Below are 16858 nucleotides of genomic sequence, written 5' to 3' on the forward strand. Positions count from 1 at the left end.
GCAGCGGGGTAGGGCTGCGAAAGCGCGCCAGTTTACGCGAGCGGCGGGCAGAAGACGACACCACTGACTGCACGCAGCCCAAATGTGGGAGCTGGCTTGCCTGCGATAGCGCAGTGTCAGCGGAGTATTACCTCACTGATCCACCGCTATCGCAGGCAAGCCAGCTCCCACAGGGTTTTAAGGTGTTTTTTGTATCCCACAAACAACAAAGCCGCCCGAAGGCGGCTTTGTTGGGTGGATCACTTCGCTTACTGATTAGCCAGCTTGTGTTCCAGGTAGTGAATGTTCACACCACCTTCGCAGAAGCCTTCATCGCGAACCAGATCCCGATGCAACGGGATGTTGGTCTTGATGCCGTCTACCACGATTTCGTCCAGGGCGTTACGCATACGGGCCATGGCCTCGTCGCGGGTGGCGCCCCAGGTGATCAGCTTGCCGATCAGCGAGTCGTAGTTGGATGGAACCTTGTAGCCGCTGTACAGGTGCGAATCCACACGTACGCCGTTGCCGCCGGGCGCGTGGAAATGCTTGACCAGGCCAGGGCTTGGGATAAAGGTTTTCGGGTCTTCGGCGTTGATCCGGCACTCCAGGGAGTGGCCGTGGATCTTCACATCATCCTGGGTAAACGACAGCTTGTTGCCAGCGGCGATGCTCAGCATCTCCTTGACGATGTCGATACCGGTGACCATTTCCGAAACCGGGTGCTCTACCTGCACACGAGTGTTCATCTCGATGAAGTAGAAGCGACCGTTCTCGTACAGGAACTCGAAAGTGCCCGCGCCACGGTAGTTGATGTCGATGCACGCCTTGACGCAGCGAGCCAGTACTTCCTGGCGAGCGGTCTCGTCCAGGCCCGGTGCCGGAGCTTCTTCCAGTACCTTCTGGTGACGACGTTGCAGCGAGCAGTCGCGGTCGCCCAGGTGGATGGCGTGGCCCTGGCCGTCGGACAGTACCTGCACTTCCACGTGACGTGGGTTGGTCAGGTACTTTTCCAGGTAGACCATCGGGTTGCCGAACCAGGCGCCCGCTTCGGAGCGAGTCTGCTTGGCGGCTTCGATCAGGTCTTCTTCCTTGTGTACCACGCGCATGCCGCGACCACCGCCGCCACCGGCGGCCTTGATGATCACCGGGTAACCGACTTCGCGACCAATGCGCAGGGCGGTGGCCTCGTCTTCAGGCAGCGGGCCGTCGGAACCTGGAACGGTAGGTACGCCGGCAGCGATCATGGCGTCCTTGGCCGAGACCTTGTCGCCCATCAGGCGAATGGTTTCGGCTTTCGGGCCGATGAAGGCAAACCCGGATTTCTCAACCTGTTCGGCGAAATCGGCGTTTTCCGCGAGGAAGCCGTAGCCCGGGTGAATACCATCCGCGCCGGTGACTTCAGCTGCAGCGATGATGTTCGAGACTTTCAGGTACGAGTTCGTGGCCAGTGGCGGGCCGATGCAGATGCTTTCGTCCGCCAGTTTCACGTGCATCAATTCGGTATCGGCCGTCGAGTAAACAGCGACGGTCTTGATGCCCTCTTCCTTACAGGCGCGCAGGATACGCAGCGCGATCTCGCCGCGGTTGGCGATCAGGACTTTTTGCAGTTTCTTCGCAGGTTTCAACATCGAAGGCGCTCCGCGGTTCAAACGATGGTGAACAGCGGCTGGTCGTACTCAACCGGCTGACCGTTTTCTACCAGGATGGATTCGATGACGCCGGCTTTTTCAGCCGTGATGTGGTTCATCATCTTCATCGCTTCAACGATGCAGATGGTGTCGCCCACTTTCACGGTGGCGCCGACTTCAACAAAGGCTGGCGAAGTAGGCGCCGGGGTGCGGTAGAAGGTACCGACCATTGGCGACTTGACCACAAAACCGTTCAGTTTAGGTGCAGCAGGGGCTTCGGCAGCGGCCGCAACCGGAGCAGCAGCCACTGGCGCAGCGGCAGGGGCCGGCGCTTGCATCTGTGGAGCGTAGAACTGTTGGGCCGGGGTCTTGCTGTGACGGCTGATCCGTACGGATTCCTCGCCTTCCTTGATCTCCAGCTCGTCGATACCGGATTCTTCCAGCAGTTCGATCAGTTTCTTAACTTTACGGATATCCATGAATCATCAACTCCCAAAGGGTCGGTCAGGGGCGCTTGGCCGTGTCTTCAAGCTGTTCCAGGGCGGCCTCCAGGGCCAGTCGGTAACCGCTGGCGCCAAGGCCGCAGATCACTCCTACCGCAACGTCGGAGAAGTAAGAGTGATGGCGGAAAGGTTCGCGTTTGTGCACGTTCGATAAATGCACTTCGATGAATGGGATGCTCACCGCCAGCAGCGCGTCACGTAATGCAACGCTTGTGTGCGTAAAAGCGGCGGGATTGATCAGGATAAAGTCCACGCCTTCGCTGCGCGCGGCATGGATGCGATCAATCAGTTCGTACTCGGCATTGCTTTGCAGGTAGAGCAGATGGTGGCCGGCATCACGTGCCCGTCGTTCCAGATCGAGGTTGATCTGTTCGAGGGTCACTGCCCCGTAGACGCCCGGTTCGCGGGTGCCGAGCAGGTTCAGGTTGGGTCCGTGAAGAACCAGTAAGGTCGCCATCGGCTGTTCCTTGTTATTGATGTGGGCACGGTAGAACCCGGCGACTATGCCGCAAAGGCTTTGTGACTGTCCAGTTCTATGCAGTAGGCAGCACGATTAGCGAGGATTGCGCAAAATATGTGACCGAGGTGTCAGATTCGGTCACTTGTAGGAGCCGGCTTGCCGGCGATGGCGTCTGTGAGTGCTGCGGTGAGAGTTCGGGACTCATCGCGGGCAAGCCGGCTCCTACAGGATGTGCATTAGACGCGAAATGCCTGCACGGCGGTGTTGAGTTGCCCGCCCAGCACCAGCAAGTGCTCGCCCTGGCTGCGCCCCTGGCCGATTCGCAGCAAGTTGTCCTCGCCCAACTGGTGAATTCGCTCACTGTTATCGCGGATTTCACTCACGGCGCCACTTTGTTGGGCCGTCACATCGGCAATCCGCACGGCGGTGTCGGAAATGGTCTGGATCGCCCCGACGATTTCATCCAGCGCGCCGTCGGCCGCCTGGGCTTGTTCGGCGGTGGCTTCGGCGTGTTCGACCTGGGCGCGCATGCCTTCCACCGATTGCCGGGCGGCGGTTTGCAGGCCGGCGATCAGGTGCTGGATTTCGGCGGTGGCGCCGGCGGTGCGCTGGGCCAGGGAACGTACCTCGTCGGCGACCACCGCGAACCCGCGGCCGGCCTCACCGGCCCGGGCGGCTTCGATGGCAGCGTTCAGTGCCAGCAGGTTGGTCTGGTCGGCAATCGAGCGAATCACCGTGAGCACGCCGCCGATGGTTGCGGATTCTTCGGCAAGTTTCTCGATCATCTGCGCATTGATCTGCACTTCGCCGACCAATGCGTGCAGGCCGGTCAGGCTCAAGCCGATCACGCGCTGGCCCTGTTCCACGGCCTGGCCCGCACTGCGGCTGGCGGCGGCGGCCTGGCTGGCATCGCCGGCTACCTGCTGGATAGTCGCTTCCAGTTCGCCAAGGGAATCGCGAATCTGCGCCGTATCACCGGCCTGGCGTTCGGCACCGTCATGCATGCCGCTGCTCAGTTCCGCCAGCGCGCTGCTGCTGCCGGCCACTTGCTCTGCGTTGCCTCTGATGGTGCCCACCAGGTCTACCAGGTAGGCGCGCAAGCGGTTCAGGGACTCTTCGATATCGTGCAGCTCACGGTTGGTCTTGCCCAAGGCAATGGGCTGGCTGAAGTCGCCCTCGGCCCATGTGGACAAGGCCGGAGCCAGGTTGGTCAGCACCCGCGCCAGGCGCCGTTGCAAGGTGTCGATCAACAGTGCGATCAGCAAAATCAGGCCGATCATCACGCCTTGCATCAGCCGCACTTCGCCCTGGATCTGCGCGTGCTGGGCCCGCACCACGGGCTCCAGCGCAGCGATGGCTTGCTGCACGGCGTTGATTTTCAGGTGGGTGGCGGTGGCCAGTTCGGTGCGTTGCTGGATTTGCTCGCGGGTCCGTTTCAGCTCGGCGGGGTAGCGAGTCAGCAGGCTGTTGAGCTCGCGCTTGAGGTCGACACCGGTGTCCTGGGCCACGGTTTTTTCGGTATTTTCCAGGCCCATCATGGCCGAGAAATCGTCGGTATTGGACTCGCTGCTGGCCGTCACGCCCAACAAGGGCAATTGCCCCAGCGCGTCAGCCTGGCTGCGGATGTTGCTGACTTCACGCTCTACATCGTCGGCCAGTTCGCTGCGTCCGCTGCTCACCAGTTTGTCCCGGGCCAGGGACAATTTGGCCAGGTGCTGGGACGCGGCCAATAAAGGCGGCAAATAACGCGCAGACTCCGGCGAATTCACACCGCTGGCGTACTGATTCAGTTGCTCCAGGTTCGCACCCAGTTCGCGTTCGGCTTGCAGCAGCAGGGCTTGCGGGTCGCCGGCCAGTTTGCCGGCGGCCAGCAGGTCGGTTTTGCTGAAGGTATCCAGGTCGACCAGGCTGGGGCGCAGGTTGTGCGCCAGGTCGGCCGGCAACTCATCCAGGTGCTGCAGCAGGTTCTCCAGGCTCTGGCTGGCGCTGCTCAGGCGCAGGGCGTCGCCGCTGGCGAGGTAATCGTCGATATTGCGTGCGGCCTGGTTCTGAAAGGTCTGCGACAGGCCGAGGTAGCGCTCCATCAGCAGATAAGGCCGTTCCAGGGCGCGTTGCGACCACCAGAGCGTTGCGCCCAGGGCCAGGCAAACGGCGACCAGAAGGAGGGTGTTCAGATTCGTCAGCAGCTTCAGGCGCATGCGTGGTTTCAACCGACAGCAGAAGTAAGTGCCTGAAGTTATTGCGTTTCTATTACAGAGTTATGACGGATTCGGTGGATTCCGGTGAAAAGGTGGCACTTTGCTTTGATGCGCGTGCGGACATCACCCGGTTACGGCCTGCATCCTTGGCGCGGTACAACGCCTCGTCGGCCTGGGCGGCCATCATCAGGCTGTCGGAGCCGTCGCAGAGCTCCACCACGCCGGCACTGAACGTGCACCACAAATCCTGAGGCTGGGCGGGATAGTGAATCTCGGCGAAGCGCCCGCGAATTTCGTCCAGTACCTGGCAAGCCCTGTCGAGGTCGGTGTCGGGCATCACGATGGCAAATTCTTCGCCGCCGTAACGGCCTATATAGTCGGTCTTGCGCAGGCGCTGCTTGAGAAACAGCGCGAGGCTCTTGATCACCCGGTCGCCCATGGGGTGGCCGTGGCTGTCGTTGACCCGCTTGAAGTGGTCGATGTCGAGCATCGCAAAGCTCAGCGGCTTGTTTTCACGGCGTGCACGGAAGCTGCAGTCTTCCAGCAGTTGCAGGATGTGCGTGTGGTTGTACAGCCCGGTGAGGCTGTCGCGCACCATCCGCGCCTTGAGGTTGCGCGCCCGTGCCGCGCGGTTGCGCACGGTGGTGATCAGGTGCCGGGGCTTGATCGGCTTGGTGAGAAAGTCGTCGCCGCCTTCGCTCATGGCGTCCAGTTGCTTGTCCAGGTCGTCTTCGGCCGAGAGGTAGATGATCGGCACGCTGACGTATCGGTCATTGTGGCGGATCACCTTGGCCAGTTCGGTACCGGTACAGGCTGGCATATACATGTCGAGGATGATCAGGTCGGGCTGGAAGTCCGCCAGCTCGGCCATGGCCTGGATCGGTTCGATCAGGGTGCGGGTGACGATGCCGGCGCTGTTGAGCAGGCGCTCGGTGTGCATCGCCTGGGCCCGCGAGTCGTCGATGATCAGCACTTTGTAAGGTTCGTACTGGGCAACGCAGGTCAGCACTTCGATTTTTTCCAGCAGGCTCGAAGCTTCCAGGGTTCCGGTGAGGAACTCCTGGCCACCGGCGCGCACGGCGGCCAGGCGGGTGGGCGTGTCGGTTTCGTGCAGGCTGAAAAACAGCAGCGGGAGTTTTTGCTCAAGGCCTTCCTGGGCTTCGGCGGCAAGCTTGAGGCCGAGGCCGGCGCCGCAGAAATCCACGTCCATAACGATAGCGGCGGGCAAGCGCTCGGCCATCGAGGCGCGAAATGCCGCCACGCTGTCGAGGGACTGGGCACTCAAACCGAAGAATTCCAGTTGCTTGGCCAGGCGCTCGGCGCGGTCGTGATCGGCCAGCATCACGTAGATCGGCTTGCGCATGGGCGGCAGTAAGGTTTGTTCCAGCTGGTCGCCCTGGCGCAGGCCGGTGCGGGACAAACGCTGCATCAAACGGTTGAGTTCGGTGATCAGGTGGCTGCTGAGGCGACCGCGGTTGTCGTCCACGGCCTTGAGTGAATCGCTGATCAGGTGCGCCAGCTGGCCGTGTTCCGGCTGCTCGAAGCGTTCGGCAAAACGCAGCAGGCGCAGGTTGGCCTCACTGAGCTCGGACAAGTCAGTGGTCGACCATTCGCTGCGTTGCAGGCGCTGCCAGATCTCAAGAATTTGACGTGCCTGATGAATTACCCGCTGGGCAAAATGGTGCTTGAGGCGCTCACGGCTGGGGTCTTCTGGCTCGGTCATATCCTGACTACTAGTTAGGCTGCATGCTGAGGTCGAACTGATGGCTCTATGCTAGCACCTCTTTTCCTTTGCACGAGTGTCATACGTCAATTAACTGCGAGGTCCTGGATATTCATTTGTCGACCCTGCAGTCGCGCGGGCGTAAAAAGCGTGCATCCTTTATAGTCGAGCCGCGCATATGCGCCACCCCCGACTAAAAGCGGCCCGATGCTCGGCACGATGGGGTAGGTTTGTGGTCGTAGCTATTGAACTCAAGTGATTGAAAGGATATCGCCATGCTGGACTGGAAAAACCGCGCAGGCAGTGCAAAGGGCCCGGCCCCCGAGACCAAGTCGGCCCCCCGCAGCTATTTTCGTAACCTGCTGATGAGCCGTGCGCTGCTCTCGCTGGTCGCGTTGTATCTGTTGGTCACCGGTGCCCTGGGCTGGTACTGGAGCGAAGAGCCTGCGTTGTTCCCGGTGCAGCAGAACGCGCAGATTGCCGCCGAGAAGGAAGGCAAGCAGATGGTGGTGGGTTTCACCACCGTCGAAACCCTCAAGACCGTAGTGGGCACCTTGCTGAACAAGCCGGGTGGCTACATTTCCAACGACCGCTTCCCGCCAGGCCTGTGGATGGACAACATGCCCAGCTGGGAATACGGCGTGCTGGTGCAGGTGCGTGACCTGACCCGTGCCCTGCGCAAAGACTTCGCCCGCTCGCAGTCGCAGTCGGCGGAAGACGCGGACCTGGCCAAGGCCGAGCCGCGCTTCAACTTCGACAACAAGAGCTGGGTGTTGCCGTCCAGTGAGTCGGAATACCAGGAAGGCATCAATTCCCTGAGCCGCTACGAAGCCCGTTTGTCTGACCCGAATCAGCGCGGCGCGCTGTTCTATGCGCGTGCCGACAACCTGAACAACTGGCTGGGTGATGTGGCGACCCGTCTGGGTTCGCTGTCGCAACGGCTGTCGGCCAGTGTGGGCCGGGTCAAGCTCAACACCGCGCTGAAAACCGAAGCGCTGGCGCCGGGTGAAGTGCCGCAAGTCGACGAAGAAGTGGTGGAAACCCCATGGATGCAGATCGACAACGTGTTCTACGAAGCCCGCGGCCAGGCCTGGGCCTTGTCCCATCTGCTGCGCGCCATTGAAGTCGACTTCGCCGACGTGCTGGCCAAGAAGAACGCCACCGTCAGCGTGCGCCAGATCATTCGTGAGCTGGAAGCTTCGCAGGAACCGGTGTGGAGCCCGATGATTCTCAACGGCAGTGGTTTTGGCATCCTGGCCAACCACTCGCTGGTCATGGCCAACTATATTTCCCGGGCCAACGCGGCAGTGATCGACTTGCGTCAGCTCCTGAACCAGGGTTGATGATGGACGCTTCCACCCGGGAGGCGGCGCACCGCGCCGCCTCCGACGCCGAACTGATTGCCTGGGTCGACGAGCAGGACAACCTGCTCGGCTCCCGGGTGCGTTCCGATTTGCGCCAGCGCGGGCTGATCGGGCGCTGCACCTTTATCTTCCTGTTCAACTCGGCCGGTGAGCTGTGTGTGCACCGGCGCACCCTGAGCAAAGCCATGTACCCGGGGTTCTGGGACACGGCGGCGGGCGGGATGGTGGCGGCCCACGAGTCCTACGCCGAGTCGGCGGCCCGGGAGCTGGAGGAGGAGCTGGGGGTCAGCGGCGTCGAACTGACCGCTCACGATCACTTCTACTTCGAAGACGGTGATAGCCGGCTCTGGTGCACGTCGTTCTCGGCTGTGTGGGACGGGCCGCTGCGGATCCAGCCGGAAGAAGTCATGGAAGCGCGCTTTCTGCCGCTGGCGACGGTGTTGCAGGAGGCCGAAGAAAAGCCTTATTGCCCGGATGCACAGGAAGGGTTGCGTCGATATTTGGCCCTGCGTCGCTAAAGTTGCATAAATTGGCGCCATTTGGCTCTTAGCAAGGGGCCTTTTTGCCGTTACACTGCGCGACTTTTCAGGCTGAACCGCTCTCGCGGTTCAGTAGCGCTGCCCCTGCCTGAGTGGGGCTTCGCGGTCGGTGACCCCATCGATCAGTCTTTGTCCTCCCAAGAGGATTGCCGGTGGCCAAAAAAGCCGCATCCTTCGCCGCCCTTGGTGGCCTGGTATTTTCCACCGACGCAGGTCGACATTGCCCGGACTGTCGCCAGCCCGTGGATTCATGCACCTGCAAAACAACCCTGATTCCCGAAGGCGACGGTATTGCCCGCGTACGTCGCGAGAGCAAGGGCCGTGGCGGCAAGACGGTGACCACCATCACCGGCGTGCCCCTGGCCGAAGATGCGCTGAAGGAGCTGGCCACCACGCTGAAAAAGCGTTGCGGCACCGGTGGCGCCCTGAAAGACGGCGTGATCGAGATCCAGGGCGACCACGTCGAGTTGCTGTTGGCCGAGCTGATCAAGCTGGGTTACAAGGCGAAGAAATCCGGCGGCTAGCAGCCTCTGTGAAAACCACCCCGATGGCCTGCTCGCTGAACGCGAACTGTCGTCTCCATGGTTTTCACAGAGCCTGTTCCTGACCGGTGTCTAAACTCTGTCCTGCAAGTGGGGTCTACCCCTCTCACAGGCAAATCGTCATTTTCATTCTTTAGACTGCGCCATCCTCTGATCAGGCCGGTGCACTTCGACTTCATTTATAGGGGACTTCGATGTCCGTACGACGCACACGCAAAGACGATGGCAGCCAATGGACAGTTGCGGACAGCCGCAGTGTTTACGGGATTCGCCATTGGGGGGCCGGGTATTTCGCGATCAATGATGCCGGTCGCGTTGAAGTCCGTCCGAACGGCCCGAACAGCACGCCCGTCGACCTGTACGAGCAAGTAGACGAGCTGCGCAAAAGCGGCCTGTCCTTGCCGTTGCTGGTGCGCTTCCCCGACATCCTGCAAGACCGCGTACGCCAGTTGACCGGCGCCTTCGACGCGAATATCGAGCGCCTGGAATACCAGAGCAAATACACCGCGCTGTACCCGATCAAGGTGAACCAGCAGGAAGCGGTGATCGAGAACATCATCGCCACCCAGGATGTGTCCATCGGCCTGGAAGCCGGCTCCAAGCCGGAGCTGCTGGCCGTGCTGGCCCTGGCCCCGAAAGGCGGCACCATCGTCTGCAACGGTTACAAAGACCGTGAGTTCATCCGCCTCGCGCTGATGGGCCAGAAGCTGGGCCACAACGTCTTCATCGTGATCGAGAAAGAATCCGAAGTCGGCCTGGTAATCGAAGAAGCCGCCAACCTCAAGGTCAAGCCTCAGGTGGGCCTGCGGGTGCGCCTGTCGTCTTTGGCGTCGAGCAAGTGGGCAGACACCGGCGGCGAGAAATCCAAATTCGGTCTGTCGGCGGCGCAACTGCTGTCGGTGGTCGAGCGTTTCCGCGCGGCGGGCCTGGACCAGGGCATTCGCCTGCTGCACTTCCACATGGGCTCGCAGATCGCCAACCTGGCCGACTACCAGCACGGGTTCAAGGAAGCCATTCGTTACTACGGCGAACTGCGCAACCTCGGCCTGCCGGTGGACCACATCGACGTGGGCGGCGGCCTGGGCGTGGACTACGACGGTACCCACTCGCGTAACGCCAGCTCGATCAACTACGACATGGACGACTACGCTGGCGTGGTCGTGGGCATGCTCAAGGAATTCTGCGACGCGCAGAGCCTGCCGCACCCGCACATCTTCTCCGAGAGCGGCCGCTCCCTGACCGCCCACCACGCGATGCTGGTGGTGCAAGTCACCGACGTCGAGAAGCACAACGACGACGTGCCGCTGATCGAGAACAAGGAAAGCCTGCCGGAAACCGTGCAATGGCTGGTGGACCTGCTGGGCCCGACCGACATTGAAATGGTCACCGAAACCTACTGGCGCGCCACCCACTACATGAGCGACGTGGCCACCCAGTACGCTGACGGCAAAATGACCCTCGCCGAAAAGGCCCTGGCCGAACAGTGCTACTTCGCCGTGTGCCGCCGCCTGCACAACTCGCTGAAAGCCCGCCAGCGCTCGCACCGCCAGGTGCTGGACGAACTCAACGACAAGCTGGCCGACAAATACATCTGCAACTTCTCGGTGTTCCAGAGCCTGCCGGACACTTGGGCCATCGGCCAGGTGCTGCCGATTCTGCCGCTGCATCGCCTCGACGAAGAACCGCTGCGCCGTGCGGTGCTGCAGGATTTGACCTGCGACTCCGATGGCAAGATCAAGCAGTACGTCGACGAGCAAAGCATCGAGACCAGCCTGCCAGTGCACGCGGTGAACGAAGGTGAGGATTACCTGCTGGGGATTTTCCTGGTGGGCGCCTACCAGGAAATCCTCGGTGACATGCACAACCTGTTCGGTGACACCGACTCGGTGAACATCTACCAGCGTGAAGACGGTTCGGTGTACAGCGCCGGGATCGAGACCCACGACACCATCGAAGACATGCTGCGCTACGTGCACTTGTCGCCGGAGGAGTTGATGACTCACTACCGTGACAAGTGCGCCAGCGCGAAGATCACCGCGGCGGAGCGGACCCAGTTCCTGGATGCGTTGCGTCTGGGGCTGACGCGCTCGTCTTACCTGTCCTCCTGATACGGGGTACGGCGCAGCTTTTTGTGGTGAGCGAGCTTGCCTCGCGCGGGGCAAGCCCGCTCACCACAAAGGCCAGGGTTTACGCAAAGAGGGGCTAGGCGATGTCGAGCAAACTTCTGCAAGTGTTCACCCTGGCAATAGCCGCGCTGCTCGCAGCCTGCTCCCCCATCAAAGTCCTCAACGCACTCACACCTTCCAGCACCTTCACCAAAACCTCCTCCATCGCCTACGGCGATGACCCCCGCCAGAAACTCGATATCTACCGTCCCGTCACTGCCTTGCCCAATGCGCCGGTGGTGGTGTTTTTCTATGGCGGCAGCTGGAACAGCGGCTCCAGGGATGACTACGGTTTCGTCGGCGAAGCCCTGGCCTCGCGTGGCATCGTGGTGGTGATCGCCGATTACCGGCTTTACCCGCAAGTGCGTTACCCACTGTTCTTGCAGGACGGCGCCCAAGCGGTTGCCTGGACGCACCAGCATATTGCCGAGTACGGCGCCGATCCCGGCAAGCTGTACGTCATGGGCCACAGCTCCGGTGCCTATAACGCTGCGATGCTGGCGCTGGATCCACAATGGTTGGTCGGGGTTGGATTGTCGCCGTCAATCTTCAAGGGCTGGATCGGCCTCGCCGGGCCGTATGATTTCCTGCCGATTGAAAACCGAGATGTGCGCCCGGTGTTCTTCTATCCGGATTCACCGCCCGATTCCCAGCCCATCAACCACGTGAGTGCAAGCGCACCACCAAGCCTGTTGATTGCGTCGGTGGACGACAATCTGGTCAACCCCAAGCGCAACACCGGCGGCCTGGCGAACAAGCTGCGGGCGGCGGGTGTGCCGGTGGAGGCGTTCTACTTCACCAAGACCAGCCACGCGACATTGGTAGCGTCCATGGCCCGGCCGCTGCGCTGGCTGGCGCCGGTGCTGGACCGGGTGACCGCGTTTATCAAGTTCACGCCGGGCCAGTAAGCCAGTGGTCCTGTTTGTTCAGGCGCCAGGCAATTGCCCATAGCGTGAGGCTGCGCAAGGCCATGAACAGCAGGAAGGTTATCCACAGCCCGTGGTTACCGAGGCCCTGCAAGGCCCAGGCGAATGGCAGCACAATCACCACCGTCAGCAGCATGCCGTTACGCATTTCCCGGGCGCGGGTGGCGCCGATGAACAGGCCGTCCAGCAGGTAGCTCCACACGGCAATCAATGGCAGCACGGCGAGGTAGGGCAGGTAGATGTCTGCGGTTTCGCGCACGCTCGGGATGTCGGTTTGCATGGCGATAAACAGGTGGCCGAACACGGCGAACAGGATCGCGAAGCCGATGCTGGCCAGCAGCGACCAACCGCAGGCTACCACCAGCGAACGGCGCAAGGCCTGGCGGTCGTGGGCACCGATGGCGTGGCCGCACAAGGCTTCCACGGCATGGGCCAGCCCGTCCAGGGCGTGAGCCGTCAGCAGTAATCCGTTAAGCAGCAGCGCGTTTGCCGCCACCGTCGCATCGCCCAAGCGGGCGCCTTGCACCGTGATCATGAAAAACACCGATTGCAGGGCCAGGCTGCGGATGAAGATATCGCGGTTTACCGCCAGCAGCGGGCGCCAGCTTTGCCACAGCTTGAGGGCGGCCCAGGCGATATGGCCGGGGTAGGCGCGCAGGGCTTTTTGGGTGAGGGCCAGGCCGAGCAGGGCGCCGGTCCATTCGGCGATCACCGAGGCGCGAGCCGAGCCGAGCACGCCCCAATCCAGACCCAGGACGAACCACAGGTTGAGGGCGATATTGACGAGGTTGGTGGTGAGCAGAATCGCCAGCGGCGCGCGGGCGTTCTGGGTGCCGAGGAACCAGCCGACCAGCGCGTAGCTGGCCAGGGCCGCAGGCAGGCCGAAGAGGCGGGTGTGGAAGAATTCCCGGGTCAGTTGGTTCAGCTCGGGTGAGGGCTGCATCCAGTCCAGCACCAGGCCGCTTAACGGAATGCCGATGCTGCCGAGCAACATCGCCAGGCCCAGCGCCAGCAGCAGCCCCTGCAACAGAATCTGCCTCAGCGCCGCACCATCACCGCGCCCGGCGGCCTGGGCGGCAAAGCCGGTGGAGCCCATGCGCAGGAAACCCATGGCCCAGGCCAGGAAGGTGTACAGGCTGGCCCCCACGGCCACGGCGCCGAGTTGATGGGCGTGGGGCAGGTGGCCGATGACCATGCTGTCCACCAGCGCCACCAGCGGCACGGAGATGTTCGACAAAATCATCGGCGCGGCGAGGGCCCACACGCGGCGATGGGTGGGGCGGTCGCGCCAGTCGGTCAGCAGGGAAGTCATGCGGGCTCCTTTGGGGAGCGGTAGTGTAACTGGCTGTACGCATATCTGTTGCCTGGGCGATCGCTATCGCGGGCAAGCCCGGCTCCCACACTTGGAATGCATTCCCCTGTGGGAGCTGGCTTGCCTGCGATAGCTGACGGCCAGGCAATGAAGGCTTAAGTCTTACGCGGATGCAGGCATTCGATGGAGCGGTCGACGGTGGTCTTGGCAATTTCCAGCAAGTGCCAGACCGCCAGGATCTTCGCTCGCTGCGGGCTTTCCAGCAGCTCGCCGCAATCGAGCGCAGTGGCCGAGGCGCTGCTCAGCAGGCTGGCGGTGTAGAGCAGGGAGTCTTCGAAGCTCAGGTCTTCGTTGATGGTGTGGAAGCCCTGGGACGGCAGGTAGTGTTCGAGGGCGCGGTTGAAGGCGGCGCGGTCTTTGAGGAGGTCGCTGGGTGGATCGGGGACAAGCTTATTCATCGTGTAGCTCCTGTCTGCAGAAGGAGCCGGCCCTGTCGCGACTAAACGAAGGGTGGCGGCTATACGCAGGTTAGTCGACCGGTCAGACAGGAAAACTCCGGCGCACCCGAAGGTGCCCTGCGCACAGCCACCATAAAACCTCATGGGAGACATGCGCCTGTCTGAACTCGGGCGACTAAACCCGATCACTGATATGCAGTGAAGGGCCGAAGACTAGCCACCCATCCCAGCAGGCACAAGGCCGAAAGATTGTCTCGGAAACGTCCCTCAAGTTAAAGGGATTTACCCTGCTGGCCCTTTATTAATGCACCACCCAGCTGAGCACCCAGAGCCCGAGCATCAACCAGATAATCCCCATGATGATCGAGGCCCGCATAAACGCGCGCACCGCCGAGTACAGCAGCATCAACCCGATAATCAGCATGAGGATGCTGATGATTGAGGTGTCCATCCCTAAGGATTTGGCCAGCCCGTCGACAAAGTCGCCACCCGCGTGGGACAGGGTGTTGAACAGCCCGCTGAACAACTCGACGATGAAGTGGATGATCTGGCCGATTTTTAGGCCCAGCCATCCGAAAAAGTCTGTTTGCATGTGTGTGTCCTGATAAGACGGTGGGCGTAGCTGCCGAACCTGAGCCTTTGGTCGTTATTGGCCCAAGCTAGTTCCCTTCTAGCATAGAGGTTTACGGGCCGCAGGGATTCACTTGCCTTCGCGCGGCTTGCGCCCGAAGCTATACACCTTCAGGAGCCCCCCATGAACCTCGAACACCTCACCGAACGCCTGCACCGCATCCGCGATACCAATGACTGGAAGCAGTTCCACAGCCCCAAGAACCTGGCGATGGCCGCCAGCGTTGAAATGGCCGAGCTGGTGGAGATTTTCCAGTGGCTGAGCGAAGACCAGTCGCGCCAGTTGCCCGCCGACAAACTCGCCCACGCAGGCCAGGAAGTCGGTGACATCGTGCTGTATCTGCTGCTGTTGTGCAGCGAGTTGGGGTTGGACATGGATCAAGTGGTTCGCGCCAAACTGGCCGACAGCGAACGGCGGTTTGCCAAATGAGCGACCGTCATTTCGACCAGTTGGCCACCCGTTTCGCCGAGAAGATCTACGGCGGTGCCAAGGGCGCGATTCGCCTGGCCGTGCTGCAAGCCGACCTGATTGAGGCGCTGCCGGACCGCCCGCTGCGGGTGCTGGATATCGGCGCGGGCCTGGGCCATATGTCGTTGTGGCTGGCCGAGCGCGGCCATGACGTGACCCTGGCCGAACCCGCCGAGCCGATGCTTGAAGGCGCCCGCCAGCGTTTCGCTGAAGCCGGGCAGACGGCGACCTTCATTCAAGCGCCCTGGCAGGACTTGCTCGGCCAACTCACCCAGCCCTACGACCTGGTGCTGTGCCACGCCGTACTGGAATGGCTGGCCGAGCCCCACGCAATCCTGCCGGTGCTGCACCAGTTGACCGCGCCCGGCGGCTGGCTGTCTCTGGCCTTTTACAACCGGGACGCCTTGATTTACCGCAACCTGCTCAAAGGCCACTTCCGCAAAATGCGCAAGAACGACATGGCCGGTGAAAAACAGAGCCTCACGCCGCAACAACCCCTCGACCCACGGGAGTTGGCGACGCAACTAGAGGGCCTGTGGCAGGTCGAAACCCAGAGTGGCGTGCGGGTGTTCCACGACTATATGCCGGTGGAATTCCAGGCCCGCGCCGAGTTGCAGGATTTGTTGGAGATGGAGCTCGCACACCGTCGTCACCCAAGCTTTGCCGGACTTGGGCGTTATTTGCACTGGATCTGCCGTCCGGTTTAAGCGGCCCAGTCTGCGGAGGTCGAAATGAAGCGCTGTCTTGGACTGATCCTGCTGGGCCTGGGCCTGGCGGGTTGCCAAAGCCCCAACCCGTATGTGGCGGCATCTGCCCCGATGCCGCCGGCGCCTGCCCAGGCGGCCAACACCTTTGACGCCAGCGCTTACCCGGCGCCGGTGCGCGACTATGGCGCCTACCGCAGTTGGGCCTGGCTCAACAATCAACTGCCGGCGGGCTCGGCCTGGGCCGATTCGGCGCAGATTGCCGAGGCCGTCAGCGGCGCCCTCGACCAGCGAGGCCTGCGCCCCTTGCATGACAACCGCGCCCCCGACCTGTTGGTGAGCGCCGATGTGCGCCTGGAAAAACGCCTGCGCCAGGTCCAGGACGATTATGGCTACGGTTACGGCGGCTATAACCGCTACGGCAACGGTTACGGCATGTACAACACGGTGCCGGTGGTACGCACCTATGAGGTGACGGTGGCCGTGGCGCGCATCAGCCTGTTCGATGCCCGCACCCGTCAGCCGGTGTGGAGCACCAGCGCTGAAACCGCAAGCCAGGGCAGCCTCGGCGAGCGCGCCGATGCGTTGCGTGAGGCGATGCAGAAAGCAATGACCGCTTATCCTCCCAGTTAGCAGCTATTCTCATTTCAGGCTCAGTTCGTCTTTTGGAGAAAAACCATGCTTCGTCGTATCGCTGCACTTGCTGTTGTTGTGTTGCTGAGCGGTTGCCAGAGCAGCCAGGTCAACCACGATTTTGACGCCAGCCGGGACTTTGGCGCGTACCGCAGCTGGAGCTGGAAAGAGCCTGCGTTGCAATACCGTCCGGATGACCCGCGGATCAAGAGTGACCTCACCGAACAGCGCATCCGCCAGGCCGTGGGCGAACAACTTGACCAGCGTGGCTTGCGCCCTGCGGCGCCGGGCACCAAGGCTGACCTGAATGTGCAGACTTACCTGATCGTTGAGGACCGCCAGCAACAAGTCACCACCAATTACGGCGGCGCCTGGGGCGGGCCGTGGAATGGTTACTGGGGCGCGCCGATGTACAACGAAACCCGCAACATCACCTACAAGGTCGCGACCATCCAGATCGATTTGCTCGACGGCAAGGACGGCAAGCTGGTGTGGCGTGGCAGCGATGAGCAAATGCTCGCCAGTTCCCCCGAGCCACAGGACCGCAGCGCCGCTATTCGCGCGACGGTGACCAAGGTGCTTTCCAACTACCCGCCACACTGATTCTGTAATCAGCACCCCG

Annotated in this window: 16 protein-coding genes and 1 pseudogene; 9 read left to right on the plus strand and 8 right to left on the minus strand. The window is 61.9% G+C overall.

The genetic code is table 11. The annotated features are described in order from the left end of the window. Positions 1-248: 248 nt before the first annotated feature. The 5 genes and pseudogenes from accC to JFV30_RS32145 all read right to left on the minus strand — a co-directional run bounded on the left by accC (position 249) and on the right by JFV30_RS32145 (position 6494). Positions 249-1610 carry an acetyl-CoA carboxylase biotin carboxylase subunit gene (gene accC, locus JFV30_RS32125; RefSeq protein ID WP_010174033.1) on the minus strand — a complete coding sequence of 454 codons (1362 nt, stop codon included), beginning with the start codon at positions 1608-1610 and terminating at the stop codon, positions 249-251. Between the two features lie 17 nt (positions 1611-1627). Further along, positions 1628-2089, minus strand: a complete 462-nt coding sequence (gene accB / locus JFV30_RS32130; RefSeq protein ID WP_003217309.1) for an acetyl-CoA carboxylase biotin carboxyl carrier protein — start codon at positions 2087-2089, stop codon at positions 1628-1630. Positions 2090-2114: 25 nt separating this feature from the next. Beyond that, entirely contained in the window at positions 2115-2570 is a 456-nt protein-coding gene (gene aroQ / locus JFV30_RS32135) for a type II 3-dehydroquinate dehydratase (protein WP_003217307.1), read from the minus strand. Between the two features lie 239 nt (positions 2571-2809). Then, positions 2810-3304: pseudogene (locus JFV30_RS33790) on the minus strand (methyl-accepting chemotaxis protein); the annotation flags it as partial. 1519 nt (positions 3305-4823) lie between these two features. Continuing rightward, positions 4824-6494 carry a response regulator gene (locus JFV30_RS32145; protein WP_010174038.1) on the minus strand — a complete coding sequence of 557 codons (1671 nt, stop codon included), beginning with the start codon at positions 6492-6494 and terminating at the stop codon, positions 4824-4826. Positions 6495-6769: 275 nt separating this feature from the next. On the opposite strand from JFV30_RS32145, the gene JFV30_RS32150 reads away from it, so the two are divergent. The 5 genes from JFV30_RS32150 (at position 6770) to JFV30_RS32170 (ending at position 12012) form a co-directional block, all read left to right on the plus strand. Beyond that, positions 6770-7837 (plus strand): DUF2333 family protein, encoded by a 1068-nt coding sequence (locus JFV30_RS32150; RefSeq protein ID WP_088424722.1) that lies wholly within the window; start codon positions 6770-6772, stop codon positions 7835-7837. Positions 7838-7839: 2 nt separating this feature from the next. Further along, complete coding sequence (locus tag JFV30_RS32155; protein WP_010174041.1) at positions 7840-8376, plus strand: NUDIX hydrolase; 537 nt, start codon at positions 7840-7842, stop codon at positions 8374-8376. Positions 8377-8549: 173 nt separating this feature from the next. Further along, entirely contained in the window at positions 8550-8921 is a 372-nt protein-coding gene (locus JFV30_RS32160) for a translation initiation factor Sui1 (RefSeq protein WP_010174042.1), read from the plus strand. A 212-nt stretch (positions 8922-9133) separates the two neighbouring features. Beyond that, entirely contained in the window at positions 9134-11047 is a 1914-nt protein-coding gene (speA, locus tag JFV30_RS32165; protein WP_201126057.1) for an arginine decarboxylase, read from the plus strand. A gap of 101 nt (positions 11048-11148) precedes the next feature. Beyond that, the gene (locus JFV30_RS32170; RefSeq protein WP_201126058.1) at positions 11149-12012 is read left to right on the plus strand and encodes an alpha/beta hydrolase; all 864 of its coding nucleotides are present in this window, start codon (positions 11149-11151) and stop codon (positions 12010-12012) included. Here the strand turns inward: JFV30_RS32170 and JFV30_RS32175 are convergent. From JFV30_RS32175 to JFV30_RS32185, 3 genes are all read right to left on the minus strand, one after another. Beyond that, positions 11996-13342 (minus strand): MATE family efflux transporter, encoded by a 1347-nt coding sequence (locus tag JFV30_RS32175; RefSeq protein ID WP_201126059.1) that lies wholly within the window; start codon positions 13340-13342, stop codon positions 11996-11998. The two genes, JFV30_RS32170 and JFV30_RS32175, sit on opposite strands and share 17 nt — an antisense overlap. Before the next feature lie 155 nt (positions 13343-13497). Then, the gene (locus tag JFV30_RS32180; protein ID WP_201126060.1) at positions 13498-13800 is read right to left on the minus strand and encodes a DUF6124 family protein; all 303 of its coding nucleotides are present in this window, start codon (positions 13798-13800) and stop codon (positions 13498-13500) included. A 301-nt stretch (positions 13801-14101) separates the two neighbouring features. Continuing rightward, the gene (locus JFV30_RS32185) at positions 14102-14392 is read right to left on the minus strand and encodes a hypothetical protein (protein ID WP_169386467.1); all 291 of its coding nucleotides are present in this window, start codon (positions 14390-14392) and stop codon (positions 14102-14104) included. A gap of 162 nt (positions 14393-14554) precedes the next feature. Between JFV30_RS32185 and JFV30_RS32190 the strand changes: the two genes are divergently transcribed. Genes JFV30_RS32190 through JFV30_RS32205 form a run of 4 tightly spaced genes read left to right on the plus strand, consistent with a single transcriptional unit; the run spans position 14555 to position 16839 of the window. Further along, the gene (locus tag JFV30_RS32190) at positions 14555-14860 is read left to right on the plus strand and encodes a MazG-like family protein (RefSeq protein WP_010174048.1); all 306 of its coding nucleotides are present in this window, start codon (positions 14555-14557) and stop codon (positions 14858-14860) included. Beyond that, on the plus strand, positions 14857-15606 hold the full coding sequence (locus JFV30_RS32195; protein ID WP_010174050.1) for a methyltransferase domain-containing protein: 750 nt from the start codon (positions 14857-14859) through the stop codon (positions 15604-15606). The genes JFV30_RS32190 and JFV30_RS32195 overlap by 4 nt, the downstream gene beginning before the upstream one ends. Before the next feature lie 24 nt (positions 15607-15630). After that, positions 15631-16236 carry a DUF4136 domain-containing protein gene (locus JFV30_RS32200; protein WP_010174052.1) on the plus strand — a complete coding sequence of 202 codons (606 nt, stop codon included), beginning with the start codon at positions 15631-15633 and terminating at the stop codon, positions 16234-16236. 45 nt (positions 16237-16281) lie between these two features. Continuing rightward, positions 16282-16839 (plus strand): DUF4136 domain-containing protein, encoded by a 558-nt coding sequence (locus JFV30_RS32205; protein ID WP_010174054.1) that lies wholly within the window; start codon positions 16282-16284, stop codon positions 16837-16839. Positions 16840-16858: the final 19 nt, after the last annotated feature.

The sequence above is a fragment of the Pseudomonas sp. TH32 genome (assembly GCF_016650855.1).
Taxonomy (GTDB): Bacteria; Pseudomonadota; Gammaproteobacteria; order Pseudomonadales; family Pseudomonadaceae; genus Aquipseudomonas.